The 19,324-nt window shown below is 37.9% G+C and carries 17 protein-coding genes; all 17 read right to left on the bottom strand.

Going from position 1 to position 19,324, the window contains the following annotated elements; genetic code table 11:
- Window positions 1-45 precede the first annotated feature (45 nt).
- Entirely contained in the window at window positions 46-996 is a 951-nt protein-coding gene (locus tag CHI06_RS06575; RefSeq protein ID WP_095247625.1) for an ABC transporter permease, read from the bottom strand.
- A gap of 1 nt (window position 997) precedes the next feature.
- Complete coding sequence (locus CHI06_RS06580) at window positions 998-2,077, bottom strand: ABC transporter permease (protein ID WP_095247626.1); 1,080 nt, start codon at window positions 2,075-2,077, stop codon at window positions 998-1,000.
- Window positions 2,074-3,597: an ABC transporter ATP-binding protein gene (locus CHI06_RS06585; RefSeq protein ID WP_095247627.1), complete on the bottom strand. Its 1,524-nt coding sequence runs from the start codon at window positions 3,595-3,597 to the stop codon at window positions 2,074-2,076. The genes CHI06_RS06580 and CHI06_RS06585 overlap by 4 nt, the downstream gene beginning before the upstream one ends.
- 203 nt (window positions 3,598-3,800) lie before the next feature.
- On the bottom strand, window positions 3,801-4,874 hold the full coding sequence (locus CHI06_RS06590) for a BMP family lipoprotein (protein ID WP_095247641.1): 1,074 nt from the start codon (window positions 4,872-4,874) through the stop codon (window positions 3,801-3,803).
- Window positions 4,875-4,987: 113 nt separating this feature from the next.
- On the bottom strand, window positions 4,988-5,713 hold the full coding sequence (locus CHI06_RS06595) for a GntR family transcriptional regulator (RefSeq protein ID WP_095247628.1): 726 nt from the start codon (window positions 5,711-5,713) through the stop codon (window positions 4,988-4,990).
- A gap of 250 nt (window positions 5,714-5,963) precedes the next feature.
- On the bottom strand, window positions 5,964-8,312 hold the full coding sequence (locus CHI06_RS06600; RefSeq protein WP_095247629.1) for an FtsK/SpoIIIE family DNA translocase: 2,349 nt from the start codon (window positions 8,310-8,312) through the stop codon (window positions 5,964-5,966).
- Window positions 8,313-8,461: 149 nt separating this feature from the next.
- Window positions 8,462-8,701, bottom strand: coding sequence for a YlzJ-like family protein (locus tag CHI06_RS06605; RefSeq protein ID WP_095247630.1), 240 nt, complete (start codon window positions 8,699-8,701; stop codon window positions 8,462-8,464).
- Window positions 8,698-9,450: a ClpP family protease gene (locus CHI06_RS06610; RefSeq protein ID WP_095247631.1), complete on the bottom strand. Its 753-nt coding sequence runs from the start codon at window positions 9,448-9,450 to the stop codon at window positions 8,698-8,700. Before CHI06_RS06610 ends, CHI06_RS06605 begins: the two co-directional genes overlap by 4 nt.
- A gap of 127 nt (window positions 9,451-9,577) precedes the next feature.
- Window positions 9,578-11,245 (bottom strand): ribonuclease J, encoded by a 1,668-nt coding sequence (locus CHI06_RS06615; protein WP_095247632.1) that lies wholly within the window; start codon window positions 11,243-11,245, stop codon window positions 9,578-9,580.
- Window positions 11,246-11,469: 224 nt separating this feature from the next.
- Window positions 11,470-12,333: a 4-hydroxy-tetrahydrodipicolinate synthase gene (dapA, locus tag CHI06_RS06620; RefSeq protein WP_095247633.1), complete on the bottom strand. Its 864-nt coding sequence runs from the start codon at window positions 12,331-12,333 to the stop codon at window positions 11,470-11,472.
- 86 nt (window positions 12,334-12,419) lie between these two features.
- A complete protein-coding gene (gene dapG / locus CHI06_RS06625; RefSeq protein ID WP_095247634.1) occupies window positions 12,420-13,664 on the bottom strand; it encodes an aspartate kinase in 1,245 nt (414 codons plus the stop codon).
- Window positions 13,665-13,696: 32 nt separating this feature from the next.
- Complete coding sequence (asd, locus tag CHI06_RS06630; protein WP_095247635.1) at window positions 13,697-14,755, bottom strand: aspartate-semialdehyde dehydrogenase; 1,059 nt, start codon at window positions 14,753-14,755, stop codon at window positions 13,697-13,699.
- A 186-nt stretch (window positions 14,756-14,941) separates the two neighbouring features.
- Window positions 14,942-15,541: a dipicolinate synthase subunit B gene (gene dpaB, locus CHI06_RS06635; protein ID WP_095247636.1), complete on the bottom strand. Its 600-nt coding sequence runs from the start codon at window positions 15,539-15,541 to the stop codon at window positions 14,942-14,944.
- On the bottom strand, window positions 15,538-16,440 hold the full coding sequence (dpaA, locus tag CHI06_RS06640; protein ID WP_095247637.1) for a dipicolinic acid synthetase subunit A: 903 nt from the start codon (window positions 16,438-16,440) through the stop codon (window positions 15,538-15,540). Before dpaA ends, dpaB begins: the two co-directional genes overlap by 4 nt.
- A gap of 162 nt (window positions 16,441-16,602) precedes the next feature.
- Window positions 16,603-16,857 (bottom strand): YlmC/YmxH family sporulation protein, encoded by a 255-nt coding sequence (locus CHI06_RS06645; protein ID WP_095247638.1) that lies wholly within the window; start codon window positions 16,855-16,857, stop codon window positions 16,603-16,605.
- A gap of 141 nt (window positions 16,858-16,998) precedes the next feature.
- Window positions 16,999-18,237 (bottom strand): M16 family metallopeptidase, encoded by a 1,239-nt coding sequence (locus tag CHI06_RS06650; RefSeq protein WP_095247639.1) that lies wholly within the window; start codon window positions 18,235-18,237, stop codon window positions 16,999-17,001.
- A gap of 70 nt (window positions 18,238-18,307) precedes the next feature.
- Window positions 18,308-19,255, bottom strand: coding sequence for a polysaccharide deacetylase family protein (locus CHI06_RS06655; protein ID WP_095247640.1), 948 nt, complete (start codon window positions 19,253-19,255; stop codon window positions 18,308-18,310).
- Between the last annotated feature and the right edge of the window lie 69 nt (window positions 19,256-19,324).

Here is a 19,324-nt window from a genome sequence, read left to right on the forward strand (position 1 = left end):
TAAAACAGGCTGACTAATTAGCCAGCCTGTTTAACAACACCATAATTATCGTTTACCTGGATCGAATGGTTCCCCAGCTGCTTTAGGTGCTTGTGAAGATTTAGAGAAGATAACTAAAGCAATTAACGTTACTACATAAGGGAAAATCTTTAGGATGATTGGCGGAATAACAGCCAGTTCAGGGATAACTTGAGATACGTTAGCGATTGTGCTTGCAAATCCGAAGAATAATGTTGCTCCTAAGATTCCAAGTGGTCTCCATTGACCAAAAATTAAGGAAGCAAGTGCTAAGAATCCAAGACCTGAAACGGAACCGGTAAATTCACCTGCGTATGTTAAAATAATGATTCCTCCGCCTAATCCTGATAAAGCGCCAGAAAGCATAACACCGATATAACGGATTCTTACTACATTAATCCCCGCTGCTTGAGCAGCCTGTGGAAACTCACCACAAGACTTTAAACGCAAGCCAAATTTTGTTTTATTTAGAATAAACGCACTAACAAGCAGTACTAATAAAATAAACCAAGTTGTTGCATATGTTTTTGTAAACAATAAATCCCCAATAATCGGGATTTGAGATAATATTGGCACATCAAATGGTGTGAAACCGCTGGTAATACGGATATTACCACTACCCGTAATATTTCTAGCCAAGAATACTGTTAAAGCCATTGCAATCATGTTAATCGCTGTACCACTGATTACTTGGTCAGCGCTTAGATTAATGCTGGCAAAGGCATGTAATAGCGAAAATAATATACCAACTATCGCTGCTACTAATAATCCAATCCATAGTATCGTTGATCCTTGCATTTTATCCTGCAAAAAGTTAACCGTCAGTGCACTAGCAAATGCTCCTGAAATCATTAAACCTTCTAAACCAATATTTACGATACCGCTTCTTTCACTAAAAAGACCGCCTAATGCTGTTATAAGAAGTGGAATGGTAAAAACAATTGCGTAAGGGAATATTTGTTCAATTATGGTCCACATTTCAGGATTCTCCCTTCTTGCCAACAGGTCCATTAACATCATTTGCATTTGAAGTAGTCTTGCGGAATTTATTTAATACACGATGAATCAGTACGCTGGTAGCAGCAAAATAAATAATAATAGCAATAATTGTATTAGCAAGTTCTGGGGGAATCTCGATCATTGCATTCATAAAGCCAGTTCCTGAATAAAGAATACCAAAAAGGATTGCTGCAAAGAACACGCCGACTGGAGAGTTTGCCCCAAGTAATGCAACTGCAATGCCATCATAGCCCTGCGATGGTAAAATACCAATTTGCATACTGGAAGCATTACCAGTGTATAATGCTACTCCACCAAGACCTGCAAGGGCACCTGAGATTAACATAGATAAGATAATATTTCGATTTACTTTCATACCTGCATATTCTGCTGCGTGACGATTAAACCCTACAGCTTTTAATTCAAATCCTAGTGTTGTTTTATTAATGATAAACGCAACGATGAGTACAGCAATAACTCCAAAGAATAATCCTAAATTTATATAAGAACCCTGAAACATTTCTGTCAACCAAGGTGTTCTCAAAGTAGATTCTTCTGCAAGTTTTCGAGATTCAGTTTCCAGGAATTCTCCTTTAAAATAACCAGGAACAACATAATAAACTGTCCAATATGCAATCCAGTTCATCATGATCGTGGATACTACTTCATGCACATTAAATTTCGCTTTAAAAAGGCCAGGAATAAATGCCCATAATCCTCCAGCTATAATTCCGGCAAGTACCATTACAATAATTAGAATCGGTCTTGATAAATCGAACGTTAAACCTACAGCAGTAGCAGCCAGACCGCCAATCAACATTTGACCTGAGGCACCAATGTTAAATAGACCTGTACGGAAGGCAAAAGCGACAGCAAGTCCAGTAAAAATGAGCGGTGTTGCCGTTGCAAGAGTATCACCAATACGTGAAATATTCTTTAATGCACCTTGAAATAAATACGTGTACCCTTCAATCGGGCTTGCTCCTATGAAGAGCATTAGTAAGCCCCCAGCTATTAGTCCTAAAATAATTGATATTAATGAAACAATGGTGTTTCTCATACACTTCTCTCCTTACTCACACCTGCCATCATCAGTCCTACCTCATTCTCATTCGTTTCGGAAGCAATTACTGTTCCGATTAACTCTCCATTGTTAACGATGGCAATACGGTCTGAAAGTTGCAGTACTTCATCAAGCTCTAAAGAAACCAGAAGAACAGCCTTTCCTCGATCACGATGCTCAATTAATCTTTTGTGGATATATTCAATCGATCCTACATCCAATCCACGTGTAGGTTGTACAGCAATGAGCAAATCAGGATCTAATTCCATTTCACGGCCAATGATTGCCTTTTGCTGATTACCTCCAGATAGAGTCCTTGCAATGGATGCTCCGCCTTCACCGGAACGAACATCAAAGTTTTCTAAAATACTTTTAGCATATTTCTTAATTGCAGCGCCATTTAGTAATCCAGCCTTCGCAAACGGAGGTTTATTGTAGACCTCTAAAACCATGTTGTTTTCTAGTGTATAATCGAGAACAAGTCCCCGCCTATGTCTGTCTTCAGGGATATGGCCAATTCCATTTTCGATTCTTTGGCGAATTGGAATATTTGTTATTTCTTTTCCTTTTAATAAAATTTTTCCTGATTCAACTTTCCTAAGTCCCGTTATCGCTTCTACGAGTTCAGATTGACCATTCCCCTCAACTCCAGCGACACCGACTATTTCTCCGCGTTTGACTTCAACAGAGAAATTTTTCAGTCCCATTACCTTTCTGTTATTTTTGACAGAAATTGAATCTATTTGAAGTACAACCTCACCAGGTGTACTAGCTTTCTTATCCACTTTAAAGTTAACTTGACGGCCAACCATCATTTCTGCCATCTGTGCCTCGCTTGTTTCTTTTACGTTAACTGTTCCGATTCCTTTTCCACGTCTTATAACAGTACAACGGTCTGCAACCGCTTTAATTTCTTTTAACTTATGTGTAATGATGATAATCGATTTACCTTCATTAATGAGATTACGCATGATCTTCATTAATTCTTCTATTTCATGAGGGGTTAAAACAGCAGTGGGTTCATCAAAAATAAGAACCTCAGCTTCACGATAAAGCATTTTCATAATTTCTACTCTTTGCTGCATACCTACAGAAATATCTTCAATCTTTGCATGCGGGTCAACATTCAAACCGTAATGTTTTGATAACTCTGCAATTCTTTTTGCTGCCTTATCAATATCTAGGACCATACCTTTTAATGGCTCACTGCCTAGTATAATATTTTCTGTAACTGTAAAATTTTCTACTAATTTAAAATGCTGATGGACCATTCCGATGCCAAGTTGATTGGCAACATTAGGACTCGTAATTTTTACTTCCTTCTCCCGTATCTTTACGATCCCTTTTTCAGGTTGATACATGCCAAACAATACACCCATTAGTGTTGATTTACCAGCACCGTTTTCACCTAATAGGGCATGTATTTCCCCTTTTTTTAATGTCAGGGTAATATTATCATTTGCCACAATACCAGGAAATTCTTTCCTAATATCCAGCATTTCAACCACATAACTCATAGTAGCACTCACCTTTTTATTTAGACTCGGGTTACTTTGAAAATAGGGAGTCCCCTATCACTGCATCAAAATTCAAGGAAATTTCATTCAAAGGAATATACTAAACCATTATTTCCTTACTCTAGAAATATTCTTTGTTAGCAGAACATTTATGCATAAAGGCATAAAAGAGACGGGTAAAACCGTCTCTTTTATAATCCTTTTTACTTAAGTAAGCTACCTTGCTCAGCCGCAACTTTAATATCGCCAGACTTAATTTTTTCAAATACTTCATTTACCTTAGTAATTGTATCGTCGCTTAAGTTAGGATTTTCCGCAGGAAGACCAATACCGTCATTTTTTGCATCGAACGTTAATGTTTCACCGCCAGGGAAATCACCATCTAACTCGCGCTTGATTAAGTCAAATGTAACGTTATCTAATTTCTTCATTGCTGAAGTCAAGATAATTGATTTTTCACCTTCATAAATACCATCTGCATATTGGTCAGAGTCAACACCAACGATCCAGATTTTCTCTCCAGCTTTTCCACGTGTTTTTGCTTCATTGATAGCACCAACACCAACACCGCCAGCAGCAGTGAAGATTACATTTACACCACGGTCAAACATTTGTGCAGCAATTTGTCCACCAGCAGCTACGTTATCAAATGAACCTTGATAAAGTACGTTTTCAGCTTTAATGTTAAGTTTTGTACCTAGGTTTTCGTTAGCGTATTTAACACCTTGTTGGAAGCCCCAGTTAAACTTTTGAACAGCCGGGATTTCCATACCACCGATAAATCCAGCTTCGCCTTCTTTTAATTCAAGTGCTGCAGCTACACCTGCTAAGAAACCTGATTCATGTTCAGCGAAGAAGACTGCCACTGTGTTTTCCTTAACAACAGGTTTAAAGTCACCAGCATGTGGATTACCATCAAGAATGACGAATTTTGAATCTTTGTATTTATCCTGTGCTTTGAATACGGCAGTTTCAAATTTGAATCCAGGTAATACAATAAACTTATAACCTGCATCATTTAAATTGCCCATTTCCTTTAGGTATTCTGCTTCTGTTGTACCAGCTGGCTTAAGATATTTTGATTGAATTCCTAATTCTTTTTGAGCCTGTTGAATTCCTTCCCAAGTACCTTGGTTAAATGATTTGTCATCAATTGTACCAGCATCGGTAACCATACCAATTTTAATAGCGTCTTTACCATTATCCTTACCTGTATCCTTGTCATTACCGCCGCCGCATGCTCCTAACAATGTACCTGCAGCTAAAATCAATGACATGGTTAAGCCAAATTTACGTTTTTTCAAGGCAATTGACCCCCTATTTATGTTGTTTGATTTAGTAGAAATGTACTAAATTGCAGACATGTTTATGCTTCCATAATATAAGAAAATTAAAACCTTTTTCTCAATACCTGAAAACTAAATTTATCTGCTTTAAAGTAGTTTACCGAAAAGAGGACTGGTTCATCCATTTCATCGAAGTGCATTTGCTTTAAAACAAGCAAGGCAGTTTCTGGTTCACATTCTAGAATTGGGGAAATTTTCTCATGATAACCAATTGGTTCAATTTGAGCAACCGCGTATGTAATTTTTCGGTTTGCCTCTTCTTCCAAAATGGAAAAAATGGATTCCTCCCCATGGGAAAATGTCTCTGGCAAAATTTTTTCAGGTACCTTGTCGATACAGTATACAACAGGCTCCCCATTTGCAGTTCTAACCCGCTCCATGATTACAATTTCCTCATTTGCAGAACATGAGAAACGACGAATATCTTCTTCAGTCGCTCCAACAGTTGATGAACTTAAAAAGATTGTGCCTGGTTTCATCCCCGCTTGAAAGATCATATCCGTTACACTATTAAGTTGTTCAATTCCTGAGGTAAACAGTGGCTTAGAATTAACAAATGTACCAACACCATGGCGACGAATGATAACGTTTTCTTCTTCAAGTATTCGTAGTGCTTCTCGAAGGGTGGCCCTGCTTACACCGAGATGTTTAGCAAGATCAAATTCGGATGGCAGTTTTTCTTTTTCTTTGTAGACTCCTAGTTCGATATCTTGTTTTAACCGATCGATAACTTGTAGGTATAAATGTCGGTTATCTAGCTTAATAGACATGCGGGTACCTCCAGCTTCTTCCTAAGACATCAGACATCTGATGTATAATCATTCCTACTAATCGAAAATAATATACCACTTTTTCAGGCATAAGGAAATAGAAATTCATTAAATTGTCGAAAAAAGCAATATTGTCGAAAACTATCAGTAAAAATAGGCCTTTTTACTCTTAAATCTGCTATAATTTATTATTGTCTAAATCAATTAGGAATATTTTATTTTAAAAAAAAAGAGCCGTTAGGCTCTTTTTTCAATTTACCTCTTCGTTTGGTTTGGATTGTAATACCGCTCTTGGTTTACTGCCTTCATATGATCCGACTATTCCACGAGCTTCCATTTCATCAATTAACCGTGCCGCTCTTGTATATCCAATACGAAAACGACGCTGTAACATGGAAACAGATGCCGTTTGCATATCTATTACTAAATCCACAGCATCTGCATATAGGTCATCATCAACCTCACCAACTGCTTCAGGTGTATCGTCTGGAATCATCTCTTCTTGATATTGTGCTTTTTGCTGCCCAATAACAAAATTAACCGTTTCCTCTACTTCATTGTCTGATAGAAAGGCTCCTTGTACACGAACTGGTTTTGAAGCACCAACTGGTAAAAATAGCATATCTCCTCTGCCCAGAAGTTTTTCTGCACCGCCCATATCCAAGATCGTTCTTGAATCGGTAGCACTCGACACTGCAAAGGCAATTCTTGAAGGGATATTTGCTTTAATTACCCCCGTGATGACATCAACAGAAGGACGCTGGGTTGCAATAATGAGGTGGATTCCCGCAGCTCGCGCCATTTGTGCAAGTCTAGTAATGGAATCCTCCACATCAGATGAGGCTACCATCATTAAATCAGCAAGCTCGTCCACAATGACGACAATATATGGCAAAAGTGGCTGCTTATCATTTTCCTCAATGTTATGCCTTTTAACATGGTCATTATACCCTTCAATATTACGTGTTCCAGTATGAGAGAATAGTTCATAACGTCTCTCCATTTCACTTACAACCTTTTTCAACGCTTGCGAAGCTTTTTTAGCGTCTGTTACTACAGGTGCTAATAAGTGAGGGACACCATTATAGACATTTAACTCTACCATCTTAGGATCAATCATCATTAATTTTACTTCATGAGGCTTAGCTCTCATTAAGATGCTCGTGATAATACCATTAATACAAACACTCTTCCCGCTTCCGGTTGATCCAGCCACGAGCAGGTGGGGCATTTTATTTAATTCAGCAAGTACTGCTTCCCCAGTAATATCCCTGCCAAGTCCAATTAGCAGTTTCGCCTCTGGTTTATTATTTTGAGTTGCTTCTAGTACTTCTCTTAGTGAAACAACGGCCACCTCTGAATTTGGTACTTCAATTCCAATTGCTGATTTTCCAGGAATAGGAGCTTCAATTCGTATATCTTTAGCAGCTAGTGCTAAGGCTAGATCATCACTTAAGCTAACTATTTTACTAACTTTAACCCCGACATCAGGATGAACCTCATACTTTGTAACTGCTGGACCAAGATGTACCTGTGTTACTCGAGCCTTAACCCCGAAGCTTTGAAAAGTTCTTTCCAGTTTAGCTGCATTCGCATGAATTAATTCGTATTCCCCGCTTTGATCTGTTTTCTTCGGAAGTTTTAGAAGTCTTAGCGGCGGTAATTCATAAGCAACATTCTCTACTTCCGTAAAGGTAATCGGCGGTGTGCTGTCTTCTTCTACTATTCTCTGTTCATCCCTTTTATTCTTTGAATCATCTTTCCTTCGTTTTGCCCTTTGTGGCTCTTCATCAGGATAAGCCCGATCTGCAAAGCTTGAGATAAGGGGTTCAGGAATGACGATTTCGTCCTGAACATTTTGTAAAGAGGGAATGATTTCTGGCTGAACTGAAACTGTTGCCCTGTTTTCACGTTCTCGTTGCAGTTGTATCCGTCTTTCTTCCCGCCGCTCTTGTTTTTTCTGTTTCCATTCTTCCATATCTAATTGAAAGGCACTCCACTGTCCCTTTGAAAATTCAATCATCGTGGTTCCTACTTTTGCAATAAACTCTCCAAATGATTTACCAGTTAGTAAAATAAACCCTATTAGAATAAAGATAAAGGCAATAATCTTTGTGCCAGTTTCAGCAAAGAGATAATGAAACATAGCAAAAAGAACGGCGCCAATCATTCCTCCACCAAGGTCAATTGTGCTTGTTTCCCCTCTAACTTCCATCATAAATATTTCCCATGTGTTGCTGATGACACTAGGATTCTTAAAGTTACCATCATTTGTTAGTAAATGAAAAAGCGTTACATGGCTTAAAAGGAGAATAGATGAAACGATAAGATAAGTTCCAATTAATTTAATATGAAAAATAAAAGGGATGGTTCGTTTCCACATAAGATACACACTTAAAATAACCAGACCAATCAAGCTTAGCATGTACCATTCACCCATCCAGAATCGGAAAAATAGTACGGCTGCTTCTCCAACAGCTCCCAATTTAGCTATTGATATAATTGCAAGCGCTAATAATGCAAGCGCGGTAAGTTCGTATTGTACGGTTTGTTTTAAATGATTATCTCGTTTTTTTGATCTTCTCTTTTTCTTCGCCATCTTATCACCTGTCTATATAGTGTTGTACTATCATCATTATCAACCTTTTGCTTTATCAAACACAATGCAATTAGAAAATTCCCCACAAAAGGAAGAAAGCAGCCTTCATTGGCTGCTTAAGCTTGGTATCCTTATTATACCATAATATCCTAATATTTTGATGACAATCCTTCAATGCTGGCACAAGAAATTTTGGCACCTGGACATAAGCGCTCGTCTAAATAATGCTGCGGGTCACTGCTTAAAATGCGAATGACCTGGACATTTTGTGCATCAGATTGTTCCACTATCATTGATACCCCTTGATAGGTTACAGTTTGTTGTCTATTAAAGGCTTCTGGGTCATTTGGATATATTAATTCCTGCGGCATCATCGTATATAGAATCATTGAATCAGCCCCTCACTTGCACCTTTAGATTGATCAATTAATTCATTTAACTTCTTCATCGCCTGCCCGAGTCCGCCAACCTCGTCAATCAATCCATAATCTACGGCATCTGGACCAACGACATTTGTCCCTATGTCACGAGTAAGATTTCCTTTCGCAAACATTAAATCCTTAAATTTCTCTTCAGTAATATTAGAGTGTTTGGTTACAAAATTGACAACCCTATCCTGCATTTTATCTAAATATTCAAAGGTTGCTGGTACCCCAATTACTAGACCAGTTAAACGAATTGGATGGATGGTCATCGTTGCTGTTTCGGCTATAAAGGAATAATCACAAGAGACCGCTATTGGCACTCCTATTGAATGTCCTCCTCCTAAGACGATTGAAACAGTTGGTTTTGACAGTGTTGCCATCATTTCAGAAATGGCCAGTCCCGCCTCCACATCACCGCCAACTGTATTTAAAATTATCAATACTCCTTCTATTTTAGGATTTTGCTCAATCGCTACTAGTTGAGGTATCAAGTGTTCATATTTTGTCGTTTTGTTTTGTGGAGGCAGAGCTAAATGGCCCTCAATTTGGCCGATAATTGTCAAACAATGGATCCGTGAATCGGAAGAAAGCTGAGGTACATTCGTTTGCCCTAGCTGCTGAATTTTTTCCATTAAAGAAGAAGGCTTATCCTCTTTTTGAGGTTCTTGCCCTTCTTGATTTCCCGATTCACTTTTTTGTATGTCCTTATTCATCTTAAGTCTCCCTTCACGCATAATAACGTTAGTATTGACCTATGAAACAATTTCATTCTTAGATTTATGGAATAAAATCCTATGTAAAAAAAGAAGCAATGGTTTCCCCAATGCCTCCTTTACCTTCTTAAACTTCCATAATAATCGGAAGTATCATTGGTCTTCTTTTTGTTTTTTCAAACAAGTACCTGTTTAACCCATCTCTTATGTCCTGTTTAAGACTTGACCATTCAAAGGAATCTTTAGAAATGTTCTTCTGTACAATATCTCGAACTAATTTTGTAGATTCATCCATTAACTTTTCTGATTCACGGACATAGACAAAACCACGTGAAATAATTTCCGGACCTGCAGCAATCCGCTTATCCTGCCTAGTTAATGTAACCACAACAATTAATATACCATCTTGAGACAGCAGTCTCCGATCTCGTAAAACGATATTTCCAACGTCACCCACACCAATTCCATCAATTAATACATTGCCTGAAGGAACTTTACCGCTGATAGAGAACGTTCCATCCTTAAATTCTACCACATCACCACGATCTGGGATAATGATGTTCTCATCTGGTACTTCACAATCAAGTGCCAGTCTCCGATGTGCTTTTAGCATTCTATATTCCCCATGCACCGGAATAAAGTACTTTGGCTTCATTAAGTTAATCATAAATTTTAATTCTTCTTGGCTGCCATGGCTTGAAACATGAATCGTTCTTTTTCCTGAGATAACATTTGCTCCTGCTCTAAAAAGCATATCCACTGTTCTCGATATCAACAATTCACTTCCCCTAAGTGTTGATGCAGCTATTAGAACAGTATCACCAGGCTGTATATTTACATGCTTTGCAGTTTGCTTTGCCATTTTTTGAAGGGCTTCAATTGGCTCTCCTTGACTTCCCGTCATTAATACGACGATTTCCCTGTCTTCGTAATTATTTATTTCACTAACCGGGATAATTAGTTCTTCGCTCACCTCTAAATAGCCTAAATCTAGCGCAATATGATAAATTCTTTCAAGACTTTTACCAACTACTGCTACTTTACGGCCATTATCCCTTGCTGCATCAAATATATGCTGAATTCTGTTAATATCTGAAGCGAAACATGCAGCTATCATTCTGCCGCGTGTATTATAGAATGCAGTGGATAGCTCTCGCTCAACGATTGCCTCGGAGGTAGTGTATCCAGGCTTCTCTGCTTCCGTACTATCTGAAAGTAAACATAATACACCCTTTTCTCCTAGAGCGGCCATTTTCCCTATTTCAGGCTTATACAGCTTTGTTGCTGCCTGATCAAATTTGAAATCTCCCGTATATACGATACTTCCTTCTGAAGTATGGACGCATACACCGACTGAGTCTGGAATACTGTGATTTGTTCGAAAAAAGCTAACTTCGACAGAATCCATCTGAACAATTGTATCCGAAGTTACTTCAATAAAATTGATCTTCCCATAATATTCCTGCTCCTTTAACTTAGCAGCTGCAAGAGCTAATGTAAGTTTTGTTCCGTAAACAGGTACGTCCAATTGACGGAGAAGATAAGAAAGGGCACCAATATGATCTTCATGGCCATGTGTAAGGAAAACTGCCTTCACTCTTTCCTTGTTTTCTGTTAAATAACTGATGTCTGGAATCACGATATCAATGCCAAGCATTTCATCCTCGGGGAACATTAACCCGGCATCAATGATATAGATGTCCTTGTCCACTTCGACAAGATACATATTTTTCCCAATTTCTCCAATACCACCAAGCGTAATAATCTTAATGGAACTATTTATTCTATTTATCAATTTCCGTTTCCTCCTATGTTGATTGTCTAGCTCTCTTTCACTAAAAGGTCTTCGACATTTCAAAATTGCCCGATCGAAATCAGTTATAATTATTATACTTGATATTTGAAAACCTTTACAACCAAATTTAGTTGTTTTATCCTTTGGAGGAAAATAAGTGAATCTAAAATTATACCATGTAAAATGCCAACCGAGTTTTTTCGATTGGCATTTTGTAAAAATTATTATAATAATTTAGTTAATGTTGATCTTTCTTGTTCGGTTAATGGAACAAGCGGCAATCTTACTGAGCCTACATCCAGCCCTTTGACTTGAAGAGCTGTCTTAACAGGAGCAGGACTTGGCGCCGCAAAAAGTCCCTGCATAAGTGGAAGGAGCTGTTGGTGCAGCTTTGCTGCTTTCTCATTTTCTCCTTCTAAAAAGGCCTTTACCATCTCTTGCATTTCGTTCCCAATTACATGAGAGGCTACAGAGACAACCCCTACCCCTCCAATAGAAAGAACTGGTATCGCTATACCATCATCACCACTGTAAAGATTAAAATCACTATCAGTATTTGCGATAATGTGAGTCATTGCATTTAAATCTCCGCTTGCTTCTTTAACGGCTACAATATTCGAAACCTTTGAAAGCCTGATGATGGTATCAGGATGAATATTTACTGATGCTCTTCCTGGGATATTATAAACCATGACAGGAAGAGAAGTAGCGTCAGCAACTGCTTTAAAGTGTTGATATAAACCTTCTTGATTCGGTTTATTATAGTAGGGCGCCACTACCATAATACCATCCACCCCAAGCTGTTCCGCTTTTCTTGTCAGTTCCACTGAAGCATAGGTATTATTGCTGCCTGTTCCTGCAATTACCGGTATTCTTTTTTTAACTATCTTTACTACATGACCAAATAAAGCTAACTTTTCTTCCTTTGATAGTGTAGGCGATTCACCAGTTGTACCTGCAACTACAAGGGAATCCGTACCATTATCTATTAGATAATTTACTAATTGAGTGGTCTTCTGAAAATCAATATGTCCTTTTTTATCAAAAGGTGTAACCATGGCTGTTGAAACCCGCCCAAAATGAACCATTATACTACTCCTCTCAATTACGAAATCCAGGTTGCGACAATGGCATTTTAGGTTTCAAACTACCAATTATCGTTTCCTTTACTATATTAGATATCCGTAAGTTTTGTTTCAAGTGTTTCTTCTTCCAGATGAAAGGCGTCATGCAATGCATTCACGGATTTTTTCAAGTCATCTTGTTTCACTAGTACCCAAATGGTCGTATGGCTATCAGCAGATTGAAGAATCCGAATTCCATTCTCAGAAAGAGCTGTAACAATTTTAGAAGTAACACCTGGTACTCCGGCAATCCCGGCTCCAACGACAGACACCTTTGCACAATGACGCTCTACCACAGGTTCATGACCTATTTCTTTTAAAACCTTTATTGCTCTTTCAGTCATTTCATCCGTAACCGTGTAAACAACACCATTTGGTGAGATATTGATGAAATCGACACTGATTTTTTCATTTGCCATTGCTTTAAAAACTTCTGCTTGTAAATAGTATTGGTCTTTTTTTGCAAAAACTTTAATTTGGCTTACATTGGAAACATGTGCAATCCCCGTAACAGTTCTTTCTTTAATATCACTGCCTCGAGATTCTTTCGAAATAGCCGTTACCAATGTGCCTAAATTATCTGAGTACGTGGAGCGAATTCGAATGGGAACCTTTGACTGCATCGCTATTTCAACTGCTCTTGGATGTATCACCTTTGCACCCTGATAAGCCATGTTACATAGCTCCGTATAGGTAACCACAGATAAACGCCTAGCATTTTCAGCTATTCTTGGGTCAGCAGTCATGATGCCTTCTACGTCGGTAAAAATATCAATCCATTCCGCATTTAGAGCAGCCCCTAAGGCAGCTGCCGAAGTATCACTGCCACCTCGTCCAATTGTTGTGATGTCACCGTTCTTTGCTGCACCTTGAAATCCAGCCACTACGACCACATCATTATGTTCTAACTCTCTTAGTAACCGATCGCATTTCATTTCTACAATTTTTGCTTGTGAATGATCATTATTTGTTCGAAACCCTGCCTGAGCCCCTGTCAAAGCAATAGCATTCATGCCATTGTCTTTCAGCATATTGGCAAAAACAATACTAGAAATGATTTCGCCACAGGATAATAGCAGGTCATGTTCACGTTTTGTAACCTTACTTTGATTACCCCCAATTAAAGAGAGAAGTGTATCTGTTGCATAGGGATCACCCTTTCTTCCCATCGCAGATACTACTACTACAACCTTATATCCATCAGCTAATGCTTTTTCGATATGTTTCTTTGCATGTTCCCTGCCTGCTTCATCCCTGACAGATGTCCCGCCAAATTTTTGAACTATCATTTTCATAGACATAAAAACCTGCCTTTATCATCAAACCATTATTTTTTTTCTTTGATTAATCCTAGTTTTATTAAGCTTTCCGCAATTTGAACTGAATTCCAGGCAGCACCCTTTAGTAAATTATCAGAAACAACCCACATGTGGAAACCACGACTCTCATTTAGATCGTTACGAATTCGTCCTACAAACACATCATTACTTCCTACACAATTTGCAGGCATTGGATATACTTGATTCTCTGGGTCATCTTGTAAAACAACACCTGGTGCTGATTTTAATAATTCCTTAATTTCATTTGCACTGACGTTGTCTGCTTCAATTTCAAAATAAACAGATTCAGAGTGACCCACAGCTACAGGTAATCTTACACAAGTTGCGGCAACAGGCAGCTCTGGCAAATGCATAATCTTTTTAGTTTCATTAATCATTTTCATTTCTTCAAAAGTATAACCGTTATCTTGGAACTTATCTATCTGTGGGATCGCATTAAAGGCAATCTGATAGTGGTTCTTGTCACCCTTAACAGGTAATATCTTAGGTTCTATTGTCTCACCATTAATAATTGCTTTTGTTTGATTCTGTAACTCCTCAATTGCTACGGCTCCTGCACCTGAAACTGCTTGATAGGTGGAAACAATCACTTTCTTTAGACCATATTTTTGTCTAATTGGTTCTAAAGCTACAACCATTTGGATGGTTGAACAATTTGGATTTGCAATAATACCATTATGATTGTGCAGGTCATGTTCGTTAACTTCAGGAACAACCAGCGGAATTTCTTCATCCATTCTAAAGGCACTTGTGTTATCTACTACGATTGCTCCGTGTTTTACTGCTTCTGGAGCAAGTTCTTTTGATATATTGCCGCCAGCCGAGAATAAAGCAATATCGACTCCCGCAAAGCTTTCAGGCTTTGCTTCCTGAATCGTATGCTCAACTCCATCAATCGTAACTTTTTTACCGGCTGAACGAGCAGAAGATAGTAGAGTTAATTGTCCAATAGGGAATTTTTCTTTCACTAATGTTTGGATCATTTGCTGCCCAACTGCTCCTGTTGCACCTACAACAGCCACATGATAACCTTTTGATTGCTTCATATTCTAGTACCCCTCTCAATCTTTCATCTATAATTATTGGTCATTTCTGTTTCGATGGTTTAGAAATCAGAAAAGATTAATATAAATTCTCATCAGTGAGATAATAGGTCTCACTGATGAGTGAATTATTAATATATTAACATATTCCTTAAAAGAAATAACCATATTTGACGAAAGGAGTGAGAATTAGTCTGTATCCCTATATCTTTCCACCAAGACAGGCTGAATTTGCCTGCCTTCAATTGCTGCTTCAACCGTTTCCATTAACATTGGCATTCTTGCTACCATCGAATTAGGCTTATTTTTCGGATCATCTTGCCCATATGGGATAAAATATATATTTTTTGTTGCCATTAATCTCATTAAATTAACTCCATTTAATCCCAATGCATCATTTGTAGATATTCCGAGTACCACTGGTTTTAAATTTCTCAATGTTGCTTTTGCAGCCATTAACACTGGACTATCATTCATTGCATTTGCAAATTTACTCATTGAAACACCCGTTAATGGGGCAATAACCATACAGTCTAAAGGAATTTTCGGTCCTAATGGCTCTGCTTTCACGATTGAATCGATCGCTCTGTTACCTGTTAGGTCCTCTATTCTTTGAATCCAGTCCTCCCCTTTACCAAAACGTGTTTCTGTATTTTTGACTGTAAAAGTAACGACTGGTAAAACCTCAGCACCTGCTTGAACCAGTTTCTCGATTTCTGGAAATACAGCGTCATACGTACAATGAGACCCTGTTAAACCAAAGCCTATTTTTTTTCCTTTTAAACTCATTTTATTATCCCCTTTCGCTTACTTAAATCATCTTGAAGCAATTGGGCCAGAACATTGGCTAATATTTGACCAGCTGTTTTTGGCGCGACAATTCCAGGTAACCCTGGCGCAAGCAGTGCTTTTATACCTCTTTTTTCTGCATACCTAAAATCTGTTCCACCTGGTTTTGAAGCTAAATCAATAATCAAAGTATGAGTAGGCATTTTAGAAATAACTGATGCAGTTACAATTAATAACGGAATAGTATTGATTAAGATATCTGTATCCTTCACCTGCTGTTCTATTTCGTTTAAATGAAATGGCGTTAAACCCATTTCCGTAATTCTTGCAAGATGTTCAGTTTTCCTGGCACCGACCTTTATTTTTGCTCCAAGCGCATGGAACGTTCTTGCTACACTCATCCCAACTCTTCCTAAGCCTAATACCGTAATATTTGAGCCATGAATCGTGAAATCAGTATGCTGGATGGCCATCATAATTGTTCCTTCTACAGTCGGAATAGAATTGTAAATTGCCACATCGTCCCTTTCAAAAAGCTGTACAAGCGGACGATTTGCTTCCTTTGTAATACCGTTTAAAAAAGTATTACTAATTCCGGAGTAAATGGTACAATGTTCAGGTGTTTTCAAAAGCATTTCGGCTGTTAATATTACCTTTTCATTCGAAAAGATTGTTTCAACATGCCCTTCTAAATTAGTACCGGGTACCGGTAAGATTAAGGCATCCATATTTGAAAAATCGACTTCATCCAACTTTTCCTTAACAGCGCCTGTAAATGCGTGGTCAAGCTGCTCGAAGCCAATTAAAGATAATCTGGCATCTAACTCGGTTAACTTCCGGATAATTTCCAGCTGTCTTGCATCTCCACCGATCACGGCTATCTGCATCCCTGTCAGCATGAAATCATTCACCTTCTTTTCAAAAAATCCAAGCAGAAGTCTTTTTCTTCTTATCACTTCAACATCTTATGTAAGAGTGAATGAATCTGTGAGTTTTCCATTTACAGATAAAAAAAAAAGCCCAAGCAAAATTTTATTTGCTTGGGCTTTTTTACCTAATCGCTATTCTTCAACCTTGTCTTCTTCATGTACATCAATAATGATCATATCAGTTCCTATTTTTTTTATATGCTGCCATGGTACTCTTATTTCCCCGCCTTGTTTTCTAAATCCAAACCACTTTACGGACGGAATCAACAAGGCTTGTATTTGCCCGGTGCTCTCGTTGATTTCAAGGTCAGTTTGACCAAGAACTCCCAACCGCTCTGCCTTTTTCACATCCACTATTTCTTTCCCGCTTAATTCACTTAGCCTCATTATAATGAACTCCTCCCTCTACACTCTTTACTTAAGTTTATCGATGGAAGTCCTAAATTAGACTAAGAAAAGTGGAAGCGCCCTTGCGGCATGTGCTAGACACAAAAAGAAAAAACAGTTCAGAGTGAACTGTTTCTTCTTTTAGATTAAAGTTTTAGGTAATTCCCCATTGGGACTAATTAATGAAACTGAGTATTTGTCTGTAAAAACAGATGTCGCCATCCCATTTACACTTTGTTTGGTAACTTGGTCAATTTGCTCAATAATTTCATCAAGAGATCGATGACGCTTTAAGAGAAGTTCATTTTTACCGTTTCGACTCATCCTGCTATTCGTACTTTCTAAGCCTAACATCAAACTTCCTTTTAACTGTTCTTTACTATTATTTAATTCTTTATCTGTAATTCCTTCTTGTTTTAACTTTTCAAGTGTTTCTTGAATTGTTTCGTATAACACATCAAGCTGCTTAGCCCCTGTACCACCGTATACGGTCACAACTCCATTATCCTGATACGCGGAATGATAAGAGAAGACTGAATAGGCTAAGCCTCGCTGCTCACGAACTTCTTGGAACAATCTGCTGCTCATAGAGCCGCCTAAAATATTATTTAAAATGATTAAGCTATAGACATCTTCATGTCCAATCTTTAATCCTTCAAAACCAAGACAAAGATGAGCTTGTTCTGTTTCTTTCTTTCGTGATAATCGATTGGATTGAAAGACTGGAATATTTTCAAGTGTAGCACTATTTCCACCTTCATAGGACCCAAAGTATTTTTCAACCTCTAGAATAAATTTATCTGAAACATTCCCTGCAATAGAGATGACAACATTTTCTGGTGTGTATCGATTATGGATATAATCCTTTAGAGTCGCACTTGTAAAGGTATTTAAGGTTTCTTCTGTCCCCAATATCGGATATCCAAGTGGATGATCTCCATAAATGGCACGGCTGAGTAAATCATGGACAATGTCATCTGGAGTATCATCATACATTTTAATTTCTTCAAGAACGACATTTCTTTCTTTATTTAACTCTTCTTCAACAAAGGTCGAATTGAAGAACATATCAGCTAAAACATCTAATGCGAATTGTGCATGTGTATCCAGTACTTTAGCATAGTAGCAAGTGTATTCTTTGGAGGTAAAGGCATTCACTTGACCGCCAATACTATCAAATGATTCTGCTATTTCCTTCGCTGATCGATTTTTCGTTCCTTTAAAAAACATATGCTCTAAAAAGTGCGAAATACCATTCGTTTGGGGATCTTCATTTCTTGAACCAGTGCCAATCCAGACTCCAATTGCCACAGATCTCACTGTTGGAATATTTTCTAATACAATTCTTACTCCATTTTTGCAAGAATATTTGTTAATCATCAAAATCCTCCTGTCTATAGAAAAGCGAAAAATTAGCTATTTCCTTTATTATCTGGATACTCTTTTAAATTTATTTCATAATTCTTTCTTCACTCATTAAATCACTTACCGTCCCTAATTTTAATCCTTTTTCTTCAATAAGTGTTATTAGGGTGTCTAATGATTTTGCAGTAGATTCTGTTGGATGCATGAGTACCATTGAACCATTACTAATTTTAGAGGTAACACGATTAATTAGTTGGTCTGGTGATGGCTTTTGCCAATCTATGGTATCTACTGTCCACATAACTGTCTTCATCTTGAATTCGGCTGCGATTGTAACGGTTTCGTCCCGGTAACTGCCGCTGGGAGGTGCAAACCAAATGCTTTTTTTTCCCGTTGCTGCTTCAATTACTTCATTTGTTTTGTTTAATTGCTCCCTAATCTGTGCTGCTGATATTCTTTTCATGTCAGGATGTGTGTAGGAGTGATTCCCAACCTCATGTCCAGCACTTACTATCATTTTTGCCAATTCAGGATTATTTTTCACCCATCTTCCCTCAAGGAAAAAACTTGCTTTAACTTGGTGCTTTTTTAGGGCAGCAAGAATTTCAGGCAAATATTCATTTCCCCAAGCTACATTTATGATGAAGCTGACCATTGGTTTATCAGGGTGGCCTCGATAAATGGGAGAAGGAGTTAAATCGCTAAGATGTACGGATGGTTCAGTTTGTTTATAAACTAATTTTTTTTCATTGAACGTGCCAATTTTCTTCATGTTTTTATATGAGGCTTCAATATCGACAGTTATCCCATTATAACCTGGAATCGCTTTCCATACTCTATCAATTTTAGCATTGGAAGGCGGTATTTCATATGTAGAAGCATTTTTTACAATACTTTGATATAGCGGATCTTCTTGCTTTCCCACAGTTAGCGCGTTTCCTTTAAGTGTGGCAACATATGTATCTACAAGAGGATTGTTAACAGAAAACCACGCAGCTAGTAATAAGAAAGCAACCATACTGAACTTCTTCATTTACCTTCCCCCTTCATACAGAATATATGAATATTAGGGACAAGGTAGAACTAAAAGCGAAAGCGCCTC

The organism is Bacillus sp. 7884-1 (assembly GCF_002272245.1).
In the GTDB taxonomy this organism is placed as follows: Bacteria; Bacillota; Bacilli; order Bacillales; family Cytobacillaceae; genus Neobacillus.